The 18,731-nt window shown below is 52.8% G+C and carries 21 protein-coding genes and 1 riboswitch; of the genes, 18 read left to right on the top strand and 3 right to left on the bottom strand.

Annotated features, from left to right (window positions below):
- Positions 1–207 precede the first annotated feature (207 nt).
- From FE782_RS22325 to FE782_RS22300, 5 genes are all read left to right on the top strand, one after another.
- Complete coding sequence (locus FE782_RS22325) at positions 208–663, top strand: phosphotransferase family protein (RefSeq protein ID WP_138196555.1); 456 nt, start codon at positions 208–210, stop codon at positions 661–663.
- A gap of 434 nt (positions 664–1,097) precedes the next feature.
- Entirely contained in the window at positions 1,098–1,763 is a 666-nt protein-coding gene (locus FE782_RS22315) for a TetR/AcrR family transcriptional regulator (RefSeq protein ID WP_138196554.1), read from the top strand.
- Positions 1,764–1,876: 113 nt separating this feature from the next.
- Positions 1,877–2,548: a pentapeptide repeat-containing protein gene (locus FE782_RS22310; RefSeq protein ID WP_238392613.1), complete on the top strand. Its 672-nt coding sequence runs from the start codon at positions 1,877–1,879 to the stop codon at positions 2,546–2,548.
- 15 nt (positions 2,549–2,563) lie between these two features.
- Entirely contained in the window at positions 2,564–3,325 is a 762-nt protein-coding gene (locus tag FE782_RS22305; RefSeq protein WP_138196553.1) for an ABC transporter ATP-binding protein, read from the top strand.
- Positions 3,326–4,093 (top strand): ABC transporter permease, encoded by a 768-nt coding sequence (locus tag FE782_RS22300; RefSeq protein ID WP_138196552.1) that lies wholly within the window; start codon positions 3,326–3,328, stop codon positions 4,091–4,093.
- A gap of 82 nt (positions 4,094–4,175) precedes the next feature.
- Here the strand turns inward: FE782_RS22300 and FE782_RS22295 are convergent, their stop codons facing one another.
- Entirely contained in the window at positions 4,176–4,799 is a 624-nt protein-coding gene (locus tag FE782_RS22295) for a CAP domain-containing protein (RefSeq protein ID WP_138196551.1), read from the bottom strand.
- 5 nt (positions 4,800–4,804) lie between these two features.
- Positions 4,805–4,936, bottom strand: a riboswitch (cyclic di-AMP (ydaO/yuaA leader).
- A gap of 217 nt (positions 4,937–5,153) precedes the next feature.
- On the opposite strand from FE782_RS22295, the gene FE782_RS22290 reads away from it, so the two are divergent.
- Together FE782_RS22290 and FE782_RS22285 are read left to right on the top strand one after the other, a co-directional pair.
- A complete protein-coding gene (locus FE782_RS22290) occupies positions 5,154–5,342 on the top strand; it encodes a hypothetical protein (RefSeq protein ID WP_138196550.1) in 189 nt (62 codons plus the stop codon).
- 73 nt (positions 5,343–5,415) lie between these two features.
- Positions 5,416–6,396, top strand: coding sequence for a phosphotransferase enzyme family protein (locus FE782_RS22285; RefSeq protein ID WP_238392612.1), 981 nt, complete (start codon positions 5,416–5,418; stop codon positions 6,394–6,396).
- Between the two features lie 355 nt (positions 6,397–6,751).
- Here FE782_RS22285 and FE782_RS22280 read toward each other — a convergent pair whose 3' ends face one another.
- Entirely contained in the window at positions 6,752–8,488 is a 1,737-nt protein-coding gene (locus FE782_RS22280) for an ABC transporter ATP-binding protein (RefSeq protein WP_138196549.1), read from the bottom strand.
- Between the two features lie 463 nt (positions 8,489–8,951).
- Here FE782_RS22280 and FE782_RS22275 point away from each other — a divergent pair, with 463 nt between their 5' ends.
- Positions 8,952–9,545, top strand: a complete 594-nt coding sequence (locus FE782_RS22275; RefSeq protein WP_158299504.1) for a class I SAM-dependent methyltransferase — start codon at positions 8,952–8,954, stop codon at positions 9,543–9,545.
- Positions 9,546–9,630: 85 nt separating this feature from the next.
- On the top strand, positions 9,631–10,710 hold the full coding sequence (locus FE782_RS22270; RefSeq protein WP_138196547.1) for an NAD(P)H-dependent flavin oxidoreductase: 1,080 nt from the start codon (positions 9,631–9,633) through the stop codon (positions 10,708–10,710).
- 38 nt (positions 10,711–10,748) lie between these two features.
- Here FE782_RS22270 and FE782_RS22265 read toward each other — a convergent pair whose 3' ends face one another.
- Positions 10,749–11,585, bottom strand: coding sequence for a DUF92 domain-containing protein (locus tag FE782_RS22265; protein WP_138196546.1), 837 nt, complete (start codon positions 11,583–11,585; stop codon positions 10,749–10,751).
- Positions 11,586–11,740: 155 nt separating this feature from the next.
- Between FE782_RS22265 and FE782_RS22260 the strand changes: the two genes are divergently transcribed.
- From FE782_RS22260 to FE782_RS22220, 9 genes are all read left to right on the top strand, one after another.
- Positions 11,741–12,067 carry a hypothetical protein gene (locus tag FE782_RS22260; protein ID WP_138196545.1) on the top strand — a complete coding sequence of 109 codons (327 nt, stop codon included), beginning with the start codon at positions 11,741–11,743 and terminating at the stop codon, positions 12,065–12,067.
- A gap of 256 nt (positions 12,068–12,323) precedes the next feature.
- A complete protein-coding gene (locus FE782_RS22255; protein WP_138196544.1) occupies positions 12,324–13,100 on the top strand; it encodes an NUDIX domain-containing protein in 777 nt (258 codons plus the stop codon).
- A gap of 44 nt (positions 13,101–13,144) precedes the next feature.
- Entirely contained in the window at positions 13,145–13,699 is a 555-nt protein-coding gene (locus FE782_RS22250; RefSeq protein WP_138196543.1) for a cysteine hydrolase family protein, read from the top strand.
- A 12-nt stretch (positions 13,700–13,711) separates the two neighbouring features.
- The gene (locus tag FE782_RS22245; RefSeq protein ID WP_138196542.1) at positions 13,712–15,187 is read left to right on the top strand and encodes a nicotinate phosphoribosyltransferase; all 1,476 of its coding nucleotides are present in this window, start codon (positions 13,712–13,714) and stop codon (positions 15,185–15,187) included.
- Position 15,188: 1 nt separating this feature from the next.
- Positions 15,189–16,001: an NAD(+) synthase gene (gene nadE, locus FE782_RS22240; protein ID WP_138196541.1), complete on the top strand. Its 813-nt coding sequence runs from the start codon at positions 15,189–15,191 to the stop codon at positions 15,999–16,001.
- A 240-nt stretch (positions 16,002–16,241) separates the two neighbouring features.
- Positions 16,242–16,895 carry a FusB/FusC family EF-G-binding protein gene (locus FE782_RS22235; protein ID WP_138196540.1) on the top strand — a complete coding sequence of 218 codons (654 nt, stop codon included), beginning with the start codon at positions 16,242–16,244 and terminating at the stop codon, positions 16,893–16,895.
- Between the two features lie 148 nt (positions 16,896–17,043).
- Positions 17,044–17,490 (top strand): hypothetical protein, encoded by a 447-nt coding sequence (locus tag FE782_RS22230; protein ID WP_138196539.1) that lies wholly within the window; start codon positions 17,044–17,046, stop codon positions 17,488–17,490.
- Position 17,491: 1 nt separating this feature from the next.
- Positions 17,492–17,725 (top strand): helix-turn-helix transcriptional regulator, encoded by a 234-nt coding sequence (locus FE782_RS22225; RefSeq protein ID WP_138196538.1) that lies wholly within the window; start codon positions 17,492–17,494, stop codon positions 17,723–17,725.
- 26 nt (positions 17,726–17,751) lie between these two features.
- Complete coding sequence (locus tag FE782_RS22220; RefSeq protein ID WP_138196617.1) at positions 17,752–18,720, top strand: NAD(P)-dependent alcohol dehydrogenase; 969 nt, start codon at positions 17,752–17,754, stop codon at positions 18,718–18,720.
- The last annotated feature ends 11 nt before the right edge of the window (positions 18,721–18,731 follow it).

Genomic DNA, 18,731 nt, shown 5'->3' with positions numbered 1-18,731 from the left:
ACGGGCGGGCACGTGGTTGGCATGCGGCGCCTACTTTCAGCAATTCGCAGTCCCTGGTCGCTCAACTAACGGGTACGAGAGCGTCATATTCTTGCGGAACTACACTCTTATGGCGAGGAAATTCCTGTTCCAACTGGCGCACTCCGAGAGGATTTTTCTATTCCATTCTTGCCACACCTTAGCTATATTTGGGGTGAAGGGTGGAACATGTTGCCGACGTCTGCAGCGAGTATGATAAGTCCTTATCTGATACACTTAAAACAGTTATTCAGTACCGTTGAATCGCTTGCGCATGAACTCAGGGGCAATGATCTGCGAATGGTACTATGCCATACGGATCTGCATAACTGGAATCTTATTGATTCGTGTGGACGTCTGTACCTGATCGATTGGGAGGGGCTTCGGCTGTCCCCAATCGAAGCGGATTTCATGTTCTTGGTGAACCGTTCAAACTACAGTGAATTTGTAAATATATATAAACATGAAATTTTTTCCATTCAGCGCAATGCACTCAAGTTTTATAAGGGCAGACGGAAGTTGGAAGACATTTGGGAGTTTATTGAACAACTTGTCTACGATCAGCAAACCGAAGAACAACAACATGAAACCACGACCTTACTATCCAAAGAGCTTGAGGAGATGCACCATTGCCTTGACGATTAAGCTTTAGAGGATCTTACTCTTAAACAATGCGTAGAACTACCCTGATAATAACGCATAACGTACCCCTAAAAAAGACAATAACAAACTAGGCGCAGCTTGAATGGTTTTTAAAAAGCTGCGTCTTCTTTGTATGGGAGGGGAAGGGTCAGAACGCTTCAGATGTGGCTAGTGTTACGGTAAAACCAAGGTTTTCGAGCTTTCGAACCGTCTGTCTCACGATGGCGTCTTGGTGTCGCTTCTCAAAGTAATCCGAGCCTAAGTCCTTGGAATCTTCCTGCCGGGTCAGTAGATAGTAAGCGATCGTCATGTTAACGGGTACGTTAGTTGTACAAAGCCCCCCAATAAAAAATATTTTTTTGGGAGGGATTGACATCGTAAAGTCGATCGGATATATTTGTTACATACCAACCGAATGTATGAAAGGAGGCGAACAAATGGCAAGAAATAAATATCCGGAAGAAACCATCAACCAGATCCTAACCGTAGCTCTTAACCTGTTCATAGAAAAAGGATACGAGCAGACCTCCGTTCAGGATATCATTAATGAGCTGGGCGGGCTGACAAAAGGGGCGATTTACCATCACTTCAAGTCGAAGGAAGAGATCTGGCAGGCCGTCACCGACCATATGTTCAAAGGTATTGACGAAGTGCTGTCCCCCGTCAGGGACGACAATGGGCTGACCGGCCGGGAGAAGCTCCGCAAGATTTCCCGCGTCTCTCTCGACAATCCCGCCCAGAACGAACTGGCATCGGCGGCGCCGAACCTCTTACGCAATCCGAAGCTGCTGGCGGCACAGATCGAGAACATCATCGAAAAAGCCGTACCCGTGTATATCCAGCCCATCATCGAACAAGGGATGCGAGACGGCTCGATCCGAACCGATCATCCAAGGGAGCTAAGCGAAGTGTTGATGATTCTCACCAACGTTTGGCTAAACCCGGCGGTCATACCGGCATCGCCCGAGACGATGTTGCGCAAGATAAGGCTGTTCGATGAAATATTGAAAGGCCTAGGGTTAGACCTGTTCGATGAGCAAATGTTTCAACGCTACGAGGAACTGTTGCGTTTGTCAGCTAGAGAAGTCAGCAAAGAAACCTAAACTGCCGCGAGGCAGCTTATTTTTAAACCAATACATACCATCGGTTGGTATGTACAAGTGATCCGGGTTCAAAGCGCTTGTTAGAAAACCTATTAAAAGGAGAAGTGAATGTAATGAATCAGAAAATGACCTCCCGCTCGCCGGAGCGGCAAGCAGTACCGAACTTTAGCGCAAGTAACTTGGCCGAGAGCGACTTTGCCGGCGTTACGGCTCATAAAGGGCAGTTTACAAGCAGCGCGCTGCGAGGCTCCGACTTTTCCGGCGCGGATTTGACCGGCAGTTCGTTTCAGGGCAGCGACGTACGCGATGCCGAGTTTGACGGCGCGAATCTGACGGACTGCAGCCTATCCGCCCTTGACCTGTCGAATGCAAGCTTCCACAAGTCGATCCTCGTGCGCACCGACTTCAGCGGCGCGAATCTTAACGGAACCCAATTCGCAGGAGTAACGCTGACCGACGTAACGTTAACGAAAACCGATCTTAGAAAGACGATTTTCGAAGGTTGTTTATTTGACGGGGTCGACTTCACGAACTCCGATCTGAGCGGGCAGCGTTTCGACGGACAGACGTTTATCGGCGTCAAGTTTGAGAAAGCGGCGTTAACCGAAGTTTCGTTCAAGGGCGCTACATTCAAAAACGTTTCTTTCCACCCGGGTTTTACGTTGTCTAAGAAGTACTATCGTATGATCAAAACCATCTGCTTTGACGGCGCAACGATGGATAAACTGACCTATGCGCTGCTCAAGGGCATGGAAGCCGATTTGTCCAAAGTTACAGTTATATAAGGGAGGGGAAAGAATATGCAATCCAAGGCCATTCAAGTAAAAGGGCTGCAAAAAACCTACAAGCAGCTTCATGTCCTAAAGGGCGTAGATTTCGAGGTGGAAAAGGGCAGTATTTTCGCCCTGCTCGGCTCCAACGGGGCGGGTAAGACGACGACCGTCAAAATCCTCACCACGCTGCTCAAACCGGACAGCGGAACCGCCGTCGTCAACGGATTCGATGTTGTATCAAAGCCGGACCATGTGCGGCAGTCGATCAGTTTGACCGGTCAATTCGCCGCGGTCGACGAGATTTTAACCGGGCGGGAGAATCTGATTTTGATCGCCAAGCTGCGGCATCTTGCAAATCCGCGTCAGGTTGCGGACGATATGCTTGCACGCTTCGGCTTGACGGATGCCGCGGACCGTAAGGCATCTACTTATTCGGGCGGTATGCGGCGCAGGCTCGACATCGCCTTGAGCCTTGTGGGAAAACCGCAGATCATCTTCCTCGACGAGCCGACGACCGGGCTTGACCCCGAGGCGCGCATCGAGGTTTGGAAGATCGTCAAGGAGCTTGCCGACGGCGGAACGACGATCTTTCTAACCACGCAGTATTTGGAGGAGGCCGAACAGCTCGCCGATCGAATCGCCATTTTGCACGAGGGCAGAATTATCGCAAGCGGCACGCTTTCGGAGCTGAAAAAGCTGTTCCCTTCCGCAAAGGTGGAGTATGTGGAAAAGCAGCCGTCGTTAGAGGAAATCTTCCTCGCCATCGTCGGCAAGAAGGAGGCCATGTAAATGGAAGCGACAAAGAAACATTTTTTCAGTGATATGGGCGTAATGCTCGGACGTTCCATGCGCCATATTTTCCGCAGCATGGACACCATCGTCACGGTCTGCATCACACCGATTGCGATGATGCTGCTGTTCGTCTATGTGTTCGGCGGTGCGATCCAGACCGGTACGGATAACTATGTGAACTACCTTCTGCCCGGGATCCTGCTGATTGCGATTGCAAGCGGTATTGCCTATACGTCGTACCGCCTGTTTCTGGATAAGCAACGGGGCATCATCGAGCGGTTCCACACGATGCCGATTGCGCGTTCCGCCGTGCTGTGGGGACATGTGCTGACATCGGTGGTATCCAACGTCATTTCTCTGGTCGTCATCATTCTCGTAGCGCTCTTGATGGGCTTCCGCTCGTCGGCGGGTGTGCTGCCATGGCTTGCCGTAGCAGGTATCCTTGTGCTGTTTACGCTGGCATTGACTTGGGTCGCGGCGATTGCCGGGTTGACCGCTAAATCGGTGGAAGGCGCAAGCGCATTTTCCTATCCGCTGATCTTCCTTCCGTTTATCAGCTCGGCGTTCGTGCCGACCGATACGATGCCGAAAGTCGTACGCGTCTTTGCCGAAAACCAGCCGGTGACCTCGATCGTGGACGCGATTCGTGCGCTGCTGTCGGGTCAACCGGTGGGCAATGATATATGGGTCGCCCTTGCATGGTGCGTCGGAATCACGCTCGTAGCTTATCTCTTTGCCATGAGGGCGTATAAAAAGCGGGGGTAGGAATACGGAGACGATAGCGCAATAATACTGGGAGCAGATCGCCGCGGCAGCTGCTCCTGTTGTTTGGTTGAAGTAATGTTTCTTAATTCGCGATAAACTCTTGCACCCATACTCCGTTGTAGTAGCCTACGCCGATGTGGGTAAAGTTTGGGGATAGGATGTTCCGCCGATGCCCCGTGCTGTTCATCCAAGCATTCATGACTTCCTGCGGGGTTCTCTGTCCCTTGGCAATGTTCTCGCCGGCGTACGTATAGCGGATGCCATACGCATTCATCATCTGGAACGGAGACCCGTAAGTCGGGGACGTGTGGCTGAAATAGTTACTGTTGTACATTTCCTTCGCTTTATCTAATGCCATTACGGATAAGCTATTATTGCTCAATAGCGGCTTCAGGCCAGCTTTCTCGCGTTCTTGGTTCACCAACGTAACGATTTGCTGCGAGAAGGTCGATGCAGTCGATTGGGTCCCTGTGCTTTGTTGAGCGGCAGGAATATTAATCACCATACCTGTCCGAATGTTATTCGGATTGGCCACCTGAGGATTCGCGGAAATTAGGGTGTTGAGGGTGACTCCATAACGAGCGGCGATTTTCCACATCGTATCGCTGCCCTTTACCGTATACGAGGCGGCAGAAGCCGAACCGGCGGAAGCGAAAGTACTTAGGGCAAGAACTCCGGCTAAAACGATCTTCTTTGAACCTCTCACTGAAATCTTCTCCTTTAAACAGCCTGCGAGGTTAGCTGACGGGTTCGGGTCAAAGAGCAATCACCCTGCCACGATGTGGCTTCACCCCATAGAATGGATCCCCCGCGCTTCTTAAGAAGCTTCGGCTTTCATGAAATTTCTCAGAAAAAGATGCAAAGAGACATGACTTTTAGATGCCTTTCTGAGATGCGAATTATTTTAGCATAGGAGAATAGGAGGGGCATTGCACAAAAATATCCAAAGTTCTTAGGCGAGGAGTGATCCGATCGTGGATGGGCGCATAAGAGGCTTGTAATATCTAAACGCTACTTTTTCCAGATTTGTCAGTATATAAAGGATATTAGGGGGGAGAAGATGCACGATAAACCTAAATTTACACTAACAGGTGCAATTATCTTTCTAGGCATTGCCATTTTATTAGGCTCGTGCCAGATTTCTAATGCAATAAAATCAACAAATTATGGTCCCAATTACGAAGATGAATTCAATATGTTCAACAACATTTTGGAGGATCTTGTAAAAACACTTGAGAAAAACCAATAACCGGAATTCAGACGAATTTAGAAAGGAGGGCTGAGAAGAACATATGTTTCTTGAATCCCACGAATCGGGGTGCATGACGGACGATAAGATCGCAGGGCTTCTGCTCCAGTATGGCATCGCCCGTCCAGAAACAACGATGCTCAGGCATAACGAAAACCGGACTTATAAAGTGATCGATAGGTCGAACGGCGATGCGTATCTTCTTCGCGTGCACGATCCGATAACCGTTAATTTGGCCGGCATACAGCATACAAAACAAGGAGTTGAGTCCGAGTTACGGCTTTTGGAGGCGATTGCTCGCAGGACGAACCTGGCTGTACAAACACCCGTAGAGAGTCTATCCGGACAACTCGTAACCGAGATCGAATTCGACGGGCGGAGTCTATGCTGCTCGTTGCTCCGCTGGATCGAAGGCCGCAATATGACGAAGGAGGACTTATCGACTCCTGATGCAGCATACAACTTGGGCGCTCAGGTAGCGAGCCTACATGAGTTCTTTAGTAACTATAACGAAGTCGTCCTTCAGGATCGGCCAGATTACGGTATTCGTAGAACCCAAAAGATGCTCAAGCAAATTCGGCGCGGCGTCGAACTTGAATTGTTCTCGGATGAGACTTACGGTGTGGTGGAGCAAACGCTCGAACTCATCGTTGATCGGTTGAAGGCCGGACGTCCTGAAATGTTGAAGCAGGGGATAATCCACGCGGATTTAAACATGGGTAACTTGCTGGTTACGCCGCTAGGGAGGTCCGTATTTATCGATTACAGCTTATTCGGCTTCGGTTATCGTCTGTTTGATGTAGCGATGACGGCTTTAAATGCCCCGAGAGAAACTAGAGAGCAAGTCGTCAATGGGTACTACGGCCAAGAGCCGCCGCAAGAGGGAATATACTCGGTAATCGAAGGTTTCATGCTTTCCGCAGTGTTAGGATATTACGCTTTCGTGATGGAAAACGAAGCTGTCCATCCATGGATTCGGGAAAGGATGCCGCAGTTTTGCGCTCAACGGTGCGTGCCCTTCCTCAACGACGAAAGGATCTTTCACAGTTTTTGAGCTACAAGCAATTTCGGACGATGTTGCCGAAAGGGTAGGTTTGCCTCCGCTTGACGTCCGAGCCCGGCAACTTCGGCTTCTTGTGGATGCGTACGGTTTAGATCCGAAACAGAGGCATGAACTGTACGATCTGATCTTAGAGGTAGTTGTACGCGAGACAGCCGAGGAAGCAATTGAGCAACGAATTACTCCAGACTGTCACGGGCCGCTTTGGGGGCTTGCATGGAGAGCGCGGGCAGCGGCATGGATCGTGCGGAATCGCATCGTTTTGCAATATTCGCTTGTTTAGGCAGGGTTGGACCAAAAATGACCATCCGATTTTCGGATGGTCATTTTACCTGTTTTGTAGATATGTTTATCCAACCGGTTGGAACTGCATGTAATGGAGCTTGGCATACATCCCGTTATTTTTTAGCAACGTTTCGTGCGTTCCTTCCTCCGCAATCCCTTGCTCCGAAAGCACGATGATTCTTTCCGCATTTCGGACGGTGGACAGCCGGTGCGCAATGACGAAGGTCGTGCGGTTCCTCGCCAGCTTGTCGAGGCTTTCCTGCACCACCCGCTCGCTTTCGTTGTCCAGGGCGGAAGTAGCTTCGTCGAATATGAGGATGGAAGGGTTTTTCAAGAACACGCGCGCGATGCTGATGCGCTGTTTCTGACCGCCTGAAAGCTTAACGCCGCGTTGTCCGATGTGGGAATGGTAGCCGTCCGGCAAACCCATGATAAAATCGTGGGCGTCGGCGTTCTTGGCGGCTTGGATCACTTCCTCGTCGGTAGCCTCTGGCCTCCCGTATAAAATGTTCTCTTTCACGGTACCCGAAAACAAATAAACATCTTGCTGCACGACCCCGATATGGTCTCGCAGAGACGTAAGCCGGATCGACTTTATATCGGTGCCGTCGATTCGAATCGTTCCTTCTGTCGTTTCGTAAAATCGCGGAATTAGGCTGCATAGAGTCGTTTTTCCGACTCCGGAAGAACCTACGAGCGCAATATATTCCCCGGGATGCGCAGTGATGTTAATATTCCTGAATACATGGTTCGAGTCGCCGGCATATTGGAAACCCACGTTGATGAACTCCACCTTGCCCTTCACATCCGTTAACGCGACGGCGTCTTCGGCGCTTGCAATGTCCGGCTTAACATCCATGATCTCGACGAACCGTTCGAAGCCCGCGACTCCGTTTTGCAAATTTTGAGTGAAATTCACTAATCTTTTGATCGGATCAATCAGGGTATTCAAGTATAAGAGGAAGGTAATCAGCTGAGTTAGCTGCAGGAGATGATAACTGATCAGAACGGCGCCTGCGATCACAACCGCAATATTGATAAAAGAAATAAACGAAAGCAATCCATTGTAAAACACCGCCTCAGCGAAATACCCTCTTTTCCTGCTTTCCAAGAAACGACGGTTGCTGCTTCTGAACTTCTCCATTTCAATAGCTTCGTTGGCAAACGACTGCACGACTCTGATCCCGGATAGGCTGTCTTCGACCTGCGAGTTCACGTCCGCTATGCGTTCCCTGTTCTCTTTCAGCGCGTTTTTCACCTTGATGCTGTTGCGATACGCGAAAATAAGCATCAGAGGAAAAATTAAAAAAATGACGCACGTGAGGCTCCAATTCATTTGAACCAAAATAAAGAACGCTCCTACGATCCTCACAAAAGAGATAACCAAGTCTTCCGGTCCGTGGTGCGCCAGCTCCGATATATCGAACAAGTCCGATGTGATTCGCGACATATGCTGCCCTGTCCTAGTATTGTCGTGATACTGGAAAGACAGCTCCTGATAGTGCCGAAACAAATCGTCCCGCATGTCGGATTCCATCTTTGCGCCCATCGCGTGCCCGAAATAGTCCGTATAGAAGTTGCTGACATACTCCACGACGATTAAAACCAAGAAGGCGCCGGCTATTTTTAAAACGAATTCCGTATCGATTCCTTCAACGCTGATTGCTTTCGTCGTCATTCGATCGACCAGCAGGGGATAGACAAGTACGGTCGCCGAAGCGAGCGCCGCAAAGAACAAATCTGCGATTAACGGCTTCTTATAAGGCTTGTAATAAGCCAAAAACTTTTTCAGTGTCTCCAAGGAAATACCTCCGATTTATGCGTCCCCTAGGGATCGTCGTTTCATCATAACCGACGACAACGTGCTTATTTAAAGCGATCGCAAATGTTCTCATCATTCTCACTCCATTCGGTTTCGTTATGTTGATGGTAGCACCCCGGCACCGCACAGACAATTCAACTTTTCACTATAATTATTTTTGCCTATGATGATCAAAAAACGGGGCAGCGAAGGACTTGATTTCTCCGTCATTCGCTGCCCCGTTTTCGTTTACAGCTTTGCCACCGTTACGGCGATGCCCTCCAGTTGCGCCGGGCTCAAAGTGCGATCCCCGCCGGGCCGTAACTCCATTGGGCAATGTGACCGTCTTCGCCAGCGCACGATGGCTCATACAGGATGTTCGACATCCGAAATAAACCGAAGCCGCGCGAGAATAAATTCCAATCGTTACCGCACAATAATTTCCAAGCTGATATCTCGGAGGGTGAACTCCATCGACTTTCAATTTTCCCCAGGACTGTATCACCGGTTTGTCCGTCCCAAGTGGCTTACCAAGAAATATATCCACGACCCGATCTCGATGCATTTCCCGCTGGACCGGCGCTCCGTGTTGGATTTCGGCTGCGGCACGGGGGCCAACTGCACGATGGTTTCCCCGGAATTTTACGTAGGGGTCGATGCGGATGACCGAAGAACCCGTTTCGCAAGCCGGCTGCATCCTGGATATACGTTCCATCCGCTTGCATCCGAGACATTGCCTCTGGACGATCAATCGATCGATTACGTATGGATTATCGCCGTCTTGCACCATATCCCCTGCGATTCGATTCCCGCTTACGTCAAGGAATTCCGTCGAATTCTGAAGCCTGGCGGCCGGGTGATCGTCATGGAGCCTTTCCTATCGGATCGGACGCCGCTGAGTAACCGATTCATGAGATGGTGGGACAGAGGGCGGCATATCCGGGGAGAAGACGGGTACGTGAAATTTTTTGCCGATCACCAGTTTTCCTGCGACATCCATCAAAAATTTCGCAAATGCTTCTTGTACAACGAGTTGTTTTTCTCGGCAAAACCGTAAGGCGGCAAACTTATAAGTTACTGATAGGGGGGCGGGCGGTATAATGGATACTGTGTTTACATGGTGAATACAGGAGAGGACTTTCATGTTTCAGACGGAAATCACGCGTATGCTCGACATAAGACACCCGATTCTTCAAGCGCCTATGGCGGGAGGGCCGACTACCCCCGATTTGGCGGCGGCGGTTTCGAACGCCGGAGGATTAGGCAGCATCGGGGCAGGATACCTCGCGCCGGACCGGATCCGGGATACCATTCGGGAGATCAGGCAACGAACGGATCGGCCGTTCGGCATCAATCTGTTCGTCCCGGAACAACCTTGCACATCGGAAGCAACCATCGCGGAGATGAACGATTTTCTGAATTCCTTCCGCGTGGAACTCGGCATCGCTTCGAACCCGTCGACTCCTAAGTCCGCGGAGTCGTTCGAGGATCAAATCCGAATCCTGCTTGAAGAGAGCGTCCCTGTAGTCAGTTTCACCTTCGGCATGCCGTCTGAAGACGTAATTCAAGCGTTGAAAGCGCGCGGAACGACGGTCCTCGGAACGGCAACGACCGTGGAAGAAGCCCAAGCGCTGGAAGCGGCCGGCGTACACGCCATCGTAGCGCAGGGAAGCGAATCGGGAGGCCATCGGGGGACGTTCTTAAAGGACGCCGCCGATGCTTTGATCGGAACGATGGCGTTGGTTCCCCAAGTCGTCGAGCATGTCTCGGTGCCGGTCGTCGCGGCGGGCGGTATTATGGATGGACGCGGGCTTATCGCCTCTCTCGCGTTGGGGGCTTCCGCCATACAGATGGGGACCGCCTTCTTAGCAAGCCCCGAGAGCGGCGCCCACCCGGCTTATAAACAGAAGATTATGTCGTCTACCGAGGATTGTACCGAAGTTACGTACGCCTATTCAGGGAAAGCCGCACGCGGCATTCGTACGAAATTTATGGAGGAATTCCGGAATTATCAAGGCGCCATCCCGCCTTACCCGATTCAAAACGCTATGACGAGAGATATTCGCCAGACTGCAGCGCAAGCGAATCTCCCCGAATATATGTCGTTATGGGCGGGACAAGGTCTCAGGTTAGCCGACGACCGCTCCGCGGCTTCGATCATCGATCGAACGATCGAGCAAGCGAACGATGTCGTCGGAATGATTTCCACCCTTGGAAAATGAATTCGAAGGAGCCCGGTCACATCTCCGGGCTCCTTCCGTCAGGCCAAACCGAAAACGAACGCAAGCGACGCGGCGAACAAGCCGCCTGCAAGCGAACCGGCGACATTGACGACATCGTTGTTCCAGCCGGCGCGACCGCGGATCCGCACGGCTGGTTTGTCGCAGTGGCGGACCTGTTCGATTTCGCGACCGCACTCGGCGCACCGATACATCTGCTGCCATGCGGCGCCGATCCACGAATCCGTCAACGAGCCTATTATTCCCGCCAAACCCGCAACGCCGACCCAAGCGATGAGTCTGACCGGAGCGGCGACCGCATCCGGCGCCGCTTGTCCCGGTATCGCCGTTAACAATGTCCACGCCGCCGCCCCGATAAACAAGCCGCCTGCCAGCGAAGCGGCCAGTCCGAGACCGGAGACGCCTCCGGACGTTCCGGGCGGAACGCGACGTCCCGTCTTAATGGATCTAGGCGGCGTCCGGCTCAATCCGCCGATTTCCGTCGCCCATGTATCGGCCGTGACCGACGCCATTACGCCTAAGAAAGCATACCACCACAGCGGATGCGGCCACGCCCAGTGGGCCGCGCAGAGGAGCAAACCCAGCCCGCCGTTCGCGAACACTTGGCCGGCATCGCGCCGCCCGGATTTCTCATAGGCGCTCTCCGCCGTTTCCTTTGCCCGTTTTTTCCACTTGGACCACAATGTCGAAGAGATGAAGAAGGCGATCAGGGAACCGAACCAAATCGCGCTTCCGAGCGAATACATGCATGTCCCCAGCGCCACCGCCGCAAGGAAGCCGGTGCCGGACAACGACCGTTTCGCATAAGCCGCTCCCGCAATCGCGACGCTGCCCGCCAAACCTATGAACCACTCCACCGATTTCCGCCCCCTTCGTTTCACCCATTATACCCGATTGCCCTGTCCGTTCGATAGAATACAGATTCCCCGGCGCGCAACTCTCCAACTTTCGGGTGCGTCATAGAAGTAGGCGAAAGGGAAGCCTGGAGACGCGCGAAGGAGGATGGAGGAACATGAAACTATGGAAGCTCGTAGGGGTCCTTGCTTCAGGAGGCTCAATTCTTCTTTGGGTGTTATTTGCATTTTATAACCCATATACTCATGCAACAGTTGGAAACGAACCTTTAGTAACTACATTTTTTACGCTTCTCCTGCCAGCCCTCGTAGCGTTGATAGCTTCCTTAATTAAGAAGCCTTCATACATGTTTGTTTCGTTCGTTTGGTCGCTCCCCATAAGTATGTACGCCGCCATGACGCCAAGCATTTTTAAATTATTCGGAGCGATTTCCGTGATGTACCTGTTATCCGGCATGTTGATGGTCATGGATAGACGGTCTTGAACCTCGCCAGGACGTTGTGCTCAAAGCGAAATCAACGGCCGCTTTCGCGCGGGCCATCTGGGCAGGCTGGCCGGGGAAACGTAGTAGCGAGGAACATGCTCGAGGCGGCCGACGACGATCGGCGGACTCGTTCTGCATCCAAGCGGCGGCAGCGAAAATTGCGGTAAGGAAATCCTTGACAAAGAAGATGGCATGGAGTATATTTACAATTAACAAATTGATAAATGTTAATTAAAAAAGAAAAGACGTGAGTCCCTTGTCCAACGAACAAGCGCTGGCCCAGTACGACGTAAAGAAATACCGCACTCCCGACGGGTACACTGCGGATATTGCCGTCTTCACAATCATCTCCACGAAGAACGAGGATTATAAACCGCCGAAGATGGAGCTTAAAATCATGCTGATTCAGCGGTCCATGACGGATCGCGAGGGGCGTCCGAACATCGAGGCCGGGAAGTGGGCGCTGCCGGGCGGTTTCGTCGACCCGAACGAAACGTCTCTCGAGACGGCGAAGCGGGAGCTGAAAGAGGAGACGGGAGTAGGCGGCCTCCATATCAAACATTTCGGAGTGTACGACCGCCCGGGCCGCGATCCGAGAGGGTGGATCATCTCGAATGCGCATTACGCGATCGTTCCGGAGCATCGGTTGTCGAGCCGGCAAGCGAACGACGACGCCGCGGAGGTCGAACTATTTTCCGTGGAGGAAGCGCTGCGATCGGATCTTGCATTCGATCATCGCGAGATCGTAGAGGATGCCGTCGCCGTCATATCGAGGGAGCTGCTCGAGACGACCGTCGCGAAGGCGTTCCTGCCGGAAGAGTTTACGTATTCCGAGCTTCAAGCGGTGCTGCGAACCGTCGCGACCGATTCCGTCATCGCGAGCGAGCCCGCTTTCGCAAGGAAGATCAAGACGCTTCCTTTCATTCGGGAGGTAGAGGGGAAGAAGACGACCAGAACGTCGAAGAAGCCGACACAGCTCTACCGGTTCGAAGACGTAGAAGTCAGCAAATCGATCTACTCGGCAACTTATTAATATCCTATAGGTTTAAATCTTATCTTTTCAGGGAGGTTATAAGGATGACGGGGAAGAGGGCTTTGATTAACATCGACTATACGTGCGATTTCGTAGCCGAAGGCGGGGCGCTGACCTGCGGCGAACCCGGGCGAAAGATCGAGAAGGCGATGGTTGACGTCACGAAGGAGTTCCTCGATGCAGGAGATTTCGTCGTGTTCGCGATCGATCGGCACGAAGCGTCGGATCCGTTCCATCCGGAAACCCGACTGTTTCCGCCGCACAATATCAACGGGACGGCGGGGCGCCGGTTATACGGGGAGCTTGGCGCTTGGTACGAACGAAACAAAGCCGCCGAACAGGTGTACTGGATGGATAAGACCCGTTATTCCGCGTTCGCGGGAACGGATCTGGAGCTCCGGCTCCGAGCCAGGGGCATTACGGAAGTCCACTTGATCGGCGTATGCACCGATATTTGCGTACTTCACACGGCCGTGGACGCATATAACAAAGGCTTTTCGATCGTCGTTCACGAGCGCGCGGTCGCAAGCTTCGATGCGGAAGGTCATGAATGGGCGCTGCGGCACTTCAAGAACGCGCTTGGCGCAGCCATTCGCTAAGGGGGAGCGGGAATGACAGCAATTTACAAGGACGACGGCTTCGCGCTGCACACGGATAAATATCAGATTAACATGACGCAGGTGTACTGGGCCGATAACATGCATCGTCGAAAGGCCGTATTCGAGTTATTTTTCCGCAAGCTCCCGTTCGGGAACGGGTATGCGGTGTTCGCCGGTTTGGAACGGGTCGTGCATTACTTGAAGGAGTTCCGGTTTACGGCAAACGACCTCGCTTACCTTCGCGAAGAAGGCTACAAGGAGGAGTATCTCGATTTCCTGAAGACGATCCGATTCACGGGTACGGTGCGCTCGATGAAGGAAGGGGAGCTCGTATTCGCGAACGAAGGAATTATGCGCATCGAGGCGCCGCTCGCGGAAGGCCAACTGGTCGAAACGGCGCTGCTCAATATCGTGAACTACCAAACCCTTATCGCTACGAAGGCGTCTAGAATGAAGCAGATCGTAGGCGAAGAGGTCGCCATGGAGTTCGGCACAAGACGCGCGCAGGAGATGGATGCCGCCATCTGGGGGACGCGTGCGGCATATTTGGCCGGCTTCGATGCGACATCGAACGTACGGGCGGGGAAGCTCTTCGGCATTCCGACGGCGGGCACGCATGCGCACGCCATGGTCCAAGCGTACCGAGACGAGTATACCGCCTTCCGCAAGTATGCGAGCGAGCATGTCGATTGCGTATTCCTCGTAGACACGTACGATACGTTGAAATCCGGCGTTCCGAACGCGATTCGGGTCGCTAAGGAGTTCGGGGACCGAATTCGGTTCAAGGGAATCCGGCTCGACAGCGGGGACCTTGCGTATTTGTCGAAAACCGCGAGGAAGATGCTCGACGAAGCCGGATTCCCGGACGCCAAAATCTACGCCTCCAACGACCTGGACGAAACTACGATCTTGAACCTTAAGGCGCAAGACGCGAAGATCGACGTCTGGGGAATCGGGACGAAGCTCATAACGGCTTACGACCAGCCGGCGCTGGGAGCCGTGTATAAACTTATAGCGATCGAGGACGAACACGGTCGCATGGTCGATACGATCAAGATCAGTTCCAATCCGGAGAAGGTCTCGACCCCGGGCATGAAGCGCGTATTCCGAATCGTCAATCGGGACAATCGGATGGCCGAGGGAGATTACATCGCCCTCGAGCACGAGGAGCCGCAGCGCGAGGCGCGGTTAAAGATGTTCCATCCGGTTCATACGCATATCGCCAAGTTCGTGACCGACTTCGAAGCGAGGGAGCTTTACGAAACGATCTTCGAAGACGGAACGTTGACGTACGAATTGCCGAAGATCGAAGAGATTCGCGCCTTCGTTCAAGCGAACCTGGATTTATTATGGGACGAATACAAGCGTGCATTGAATCCTGTGGAATACCCCGTAGACCTTAGCCAAGCATGCTGGGATAAAAAGATGCGTATGATTCGTTCGGTATTGGCGAAGGTAGAAGCGAACGAAGAGCGGGAGGGGAAATAAGATGCAAAGACGAGTGATGGCCGAATTGAAAACGAAAGAGAGCATCGATCCGTCGCGGGAAATTCGGGAGCGAATCGACTTCCTCAAAGCGTACTGCCGCCGCGCGAACGGAAGAGGATTCGTTCTCGGCATCAGCGGCGGGCAAGATTCGACCCTTGCCGGGCGACTCGCCCAACTCGCCGCGAGCGAGCTTCGAGAGGAAGGGTACGATGCGACGTTCACCGCGGTTCGACTGCCTTACGGGGAACAGAAGGACGAAGCCGACGCGCAAGCGGCGTTGGCTTTCATCGAACCGGACCGAACGATCGTATTGAATATCGCGGAGTCGGTCGATGCCTTCGTTCGGACGTATCGTCAGGCGGCGGGAGGCGACATTTCGGATTTTCAAAAAGGCAACGTTAAGGCAAGAGTAAGGATGTTGGCGCAATACGCGATCGCCGGCGAACACGGGTGTCTCGTGATCGGAACGGATCACGCCGCCGAAGCCGTAACCGGATTTTTCACCAAATTCGGCGACGGCGGAGCGGATTTGCTGCCGCTCTCGGGGCTTACGAAGCGGCAAGGGCGCGAACTGTTGATCCGGCTGCATGCGCCCGAGCGCTTATATCTGAAGACGCCGACCGCGGATCTGCTCGACGCGAAGCCGCTGCAAGCCGACGAAACGGAGCTCGGCATCGCGTATGGCGTCCTTGACGATTACTTGGAAGGGAAGCCGGTCGACGGCGAAGCCCGGACGGCGATCGAGAAGAGGTATGCCGCGACGCAGCATAAACGGGAGCTGCCGGTAACGATGTACGATTCGTGGTGGAAATAAGTCGTTGCCGCCGTCGTATCGATTCAGTTATAATATTCATATTTCTTGCAAGGTGGTGATACGGATGGCGATCAGAGATTGCCGGATTGGCGCAGCCTCATGCAAAGCCTAAGTTAGAGGCGATACTTTGCATGGGCAGAACGAGATTTACGAATTCGCCCGAATCGGCATCTATCGTTTCTAATATTTGGCTTTGCACCTTATTTGCTTTTCAAACTATAAATAAGGGGCATGACGGCTATGCACGTACCATTTATTAGAAACCACCAATATAACTTTATTAAAAACCAGGCGAACGCCGTGCTTCATGCGCTCCGATCGGTCAACGACCGGAAAGTAGTGGAGTCCGTCCGCTATAGCGCGCAAACCAAGGCGGCGGAGCTGTTTCCCGACATAACGGACAACCGGAAGACGATGCTGGAATCGATTTCCGAGTTGAAGACGGCGGAAGACGTTCAGCAATATTTGCAGGGGCTCGAGCCGTATCTGCTTGCGTTTCCGCAAATCACGGAAGCGCAAATTCGGAAGCTGTTCCCGAAAAACAAGAAGCTGAAGCTGCCCGACCTGTCGCAAATCGATTTCCGCTTCGTCTCTTACTTGAGCTGGACCGATATTTCGTCGAACAAGATGTTCATCGTATATCCGGACGGCGAACGATTCGTCGGCGTAGAAGGCAGATTCACGGCGACGAATAAGAAGAGCTTTTGCTTCGTGTGCAATAGATTCGAAGAATTGACGTTGTTCTCGGCCGTATCCAAGAAGAGACCGGCGAACGCATCGCCGGACTACTACAATTCGGTCGGCAACTATATATGCATGAACGGTCATGAATGCAACAAGAACATGACCGATGTGACCCCGTTAGAGAGATTTCTGCACTCCGTTCTAGGGTAGCAAGTCAAGAGGGCCAGCCGGTATCCGCCGGTTGGCCTTCTTTATGTACAATGATGTAAAATAAACTTGACATAATGGATAATCATGGTTACGATATGTATAACAAACTTTACATTATGTAAAGGGTCGTATACAGGAGGCGTGACCTATGACGTATCAAGAAAAGAAAAGCATCGTGTCGTTGATCGCCGCCGTTTTCATCTTCGGCGCTTTCTGCTTGTACATGTACCCGCTGTACCCCGCAGGCGAAGCGGAATCGGGGGAAGCCTTGCGCTATTGGGGTTCCTTCGTGCTTTACTTAGCCGTCTTTTCCATCGTGGCGCATCTCGCGATCGGCATCGCGTTCAACATCGTCTTTCGGATCACGACCGGGGAGAAGGAACCGTCGTTCGCGGATGAACTGGATCGGCTCATCGATTTGAAGGCGTTCCGCAATTCCTTTTTCATCTTTATCCTCGGCTTTCTGCTCGCCATGGGTTCGCTGGTCATCGACCGGCCGCTGCAAGTGATGTTCATGATTCTGATCGGCTCCGGCTTCGTCTCCGAGGTGACCGGTTCCTTGACGAGGCTGTATCACTATCGGAGAGGCGTCTGACATGGGGAAGCATGTCGTCGGCAATCACATCCGGAAATTGCGGTTCAACCGCGACGAGATGACCCAACAGCAGCTGGCTGACAGGGTAGGCGTCACGAGACAAACGATCGTCGCCTTAGAGAAAGGGAACTACTCTCCGTCGTTGGAGCTGGCGTTCCGCATCGCGCATGCCTTCCGTTTGCCGTTGGAAGAAGTGTTCTACTATGGGGAAGAACAGGGAGGAGATAAAGGATGATGAAGACGCCTCGCGGCACGCTTCGCATGAAAGCGGTAGCGGCGGCGAAGTACGGTTCTCCCGACGTGCTTCGGCTTATGGAGGTCGCCAAACCGATCCCCGAAGACAATGAAATTTTGATAAAGATACGCGCGACGACCGTGAACGTCGGCGACTGCAGAATGCGGGGGTTTGCGGTTCCTCCGATGTTTTGGCTGCCCGGGAGGATCTCCCTAGGGTTATTTAAACCGAGACGTCCGATTTTCGGCATGGAGCTGGCCGGCGAGGTGGAAGCCGTGGGCGCACGGGTCGCCCGATTCAAGATCGGAGACCAGGTATTCGCATCGACCTTCAAGGCGAAGTATGGCGCTCACGCAGAGTACAAATGTATGCCGGAAGACGGGGCGGTCGTCGCGAGACCGGCCAATGCGTCGTACGAGGAAGCGGCCGCGCTTGCGATCGGAGCGGGGACGGCGCTGCATTTTCTAAGGAAAGGAAACATCCGGTCCGGCCAGCGCGTCCTCATTATTGGCGCCTCGGGCAGCGTAGGCTCGTTCGCCGTGCAGCTGTCCAAGGCGTTCGGGGCGGAAGTGACCGCGGTGTGCAGCGCTTCGAATCTCGACTTGGTATCGTCTCTCGGTGCGGATCGAGCGATCGATTACACGAAAGAGGATGTTGCGACTTCCGGCGAAACATATGATATTATATTCGACGCGGCGGGGAAGACGACGTTCTCTCGGTGCAGGCACCTCTTGAAGAGCAAGGGGTATTATCTACACACAGGCCTGGTAGGATCCGAGCTGAACGTATTGTGGAATTCGCTGACGTCGGATAAGCGCGTGATCGGCGGGACGGCCGTCGCGCACGCGGAAGATCTGGTCTTTCTTAAGGAACTGATGGAGTCGGGCAGACTGAAGACGATCATCGACCGCCGGTACCCGTTAGAGCGCTTGGCCGAGGCGCACCGGTACGTCGACCAAGGCCATAAACGAGGAAATGTAATCATCACACTGTAGGCGGAGCGAAT

Source organism: Paenibacillus antri (genome assembly GCF_005765165.1).
GTDB classification, from domain to species: Bacteria; Bacillota; Bacilli; order Paenibacillales; family YIM-B00363; genus Paenibacillus_AE; species Paenibacillus_AE antri.
The sequence above is the reverse complement of the archived record's forward strand: the minus strand, read 5'-3'. Positions and strand labels throughout refer to the sequence as shown.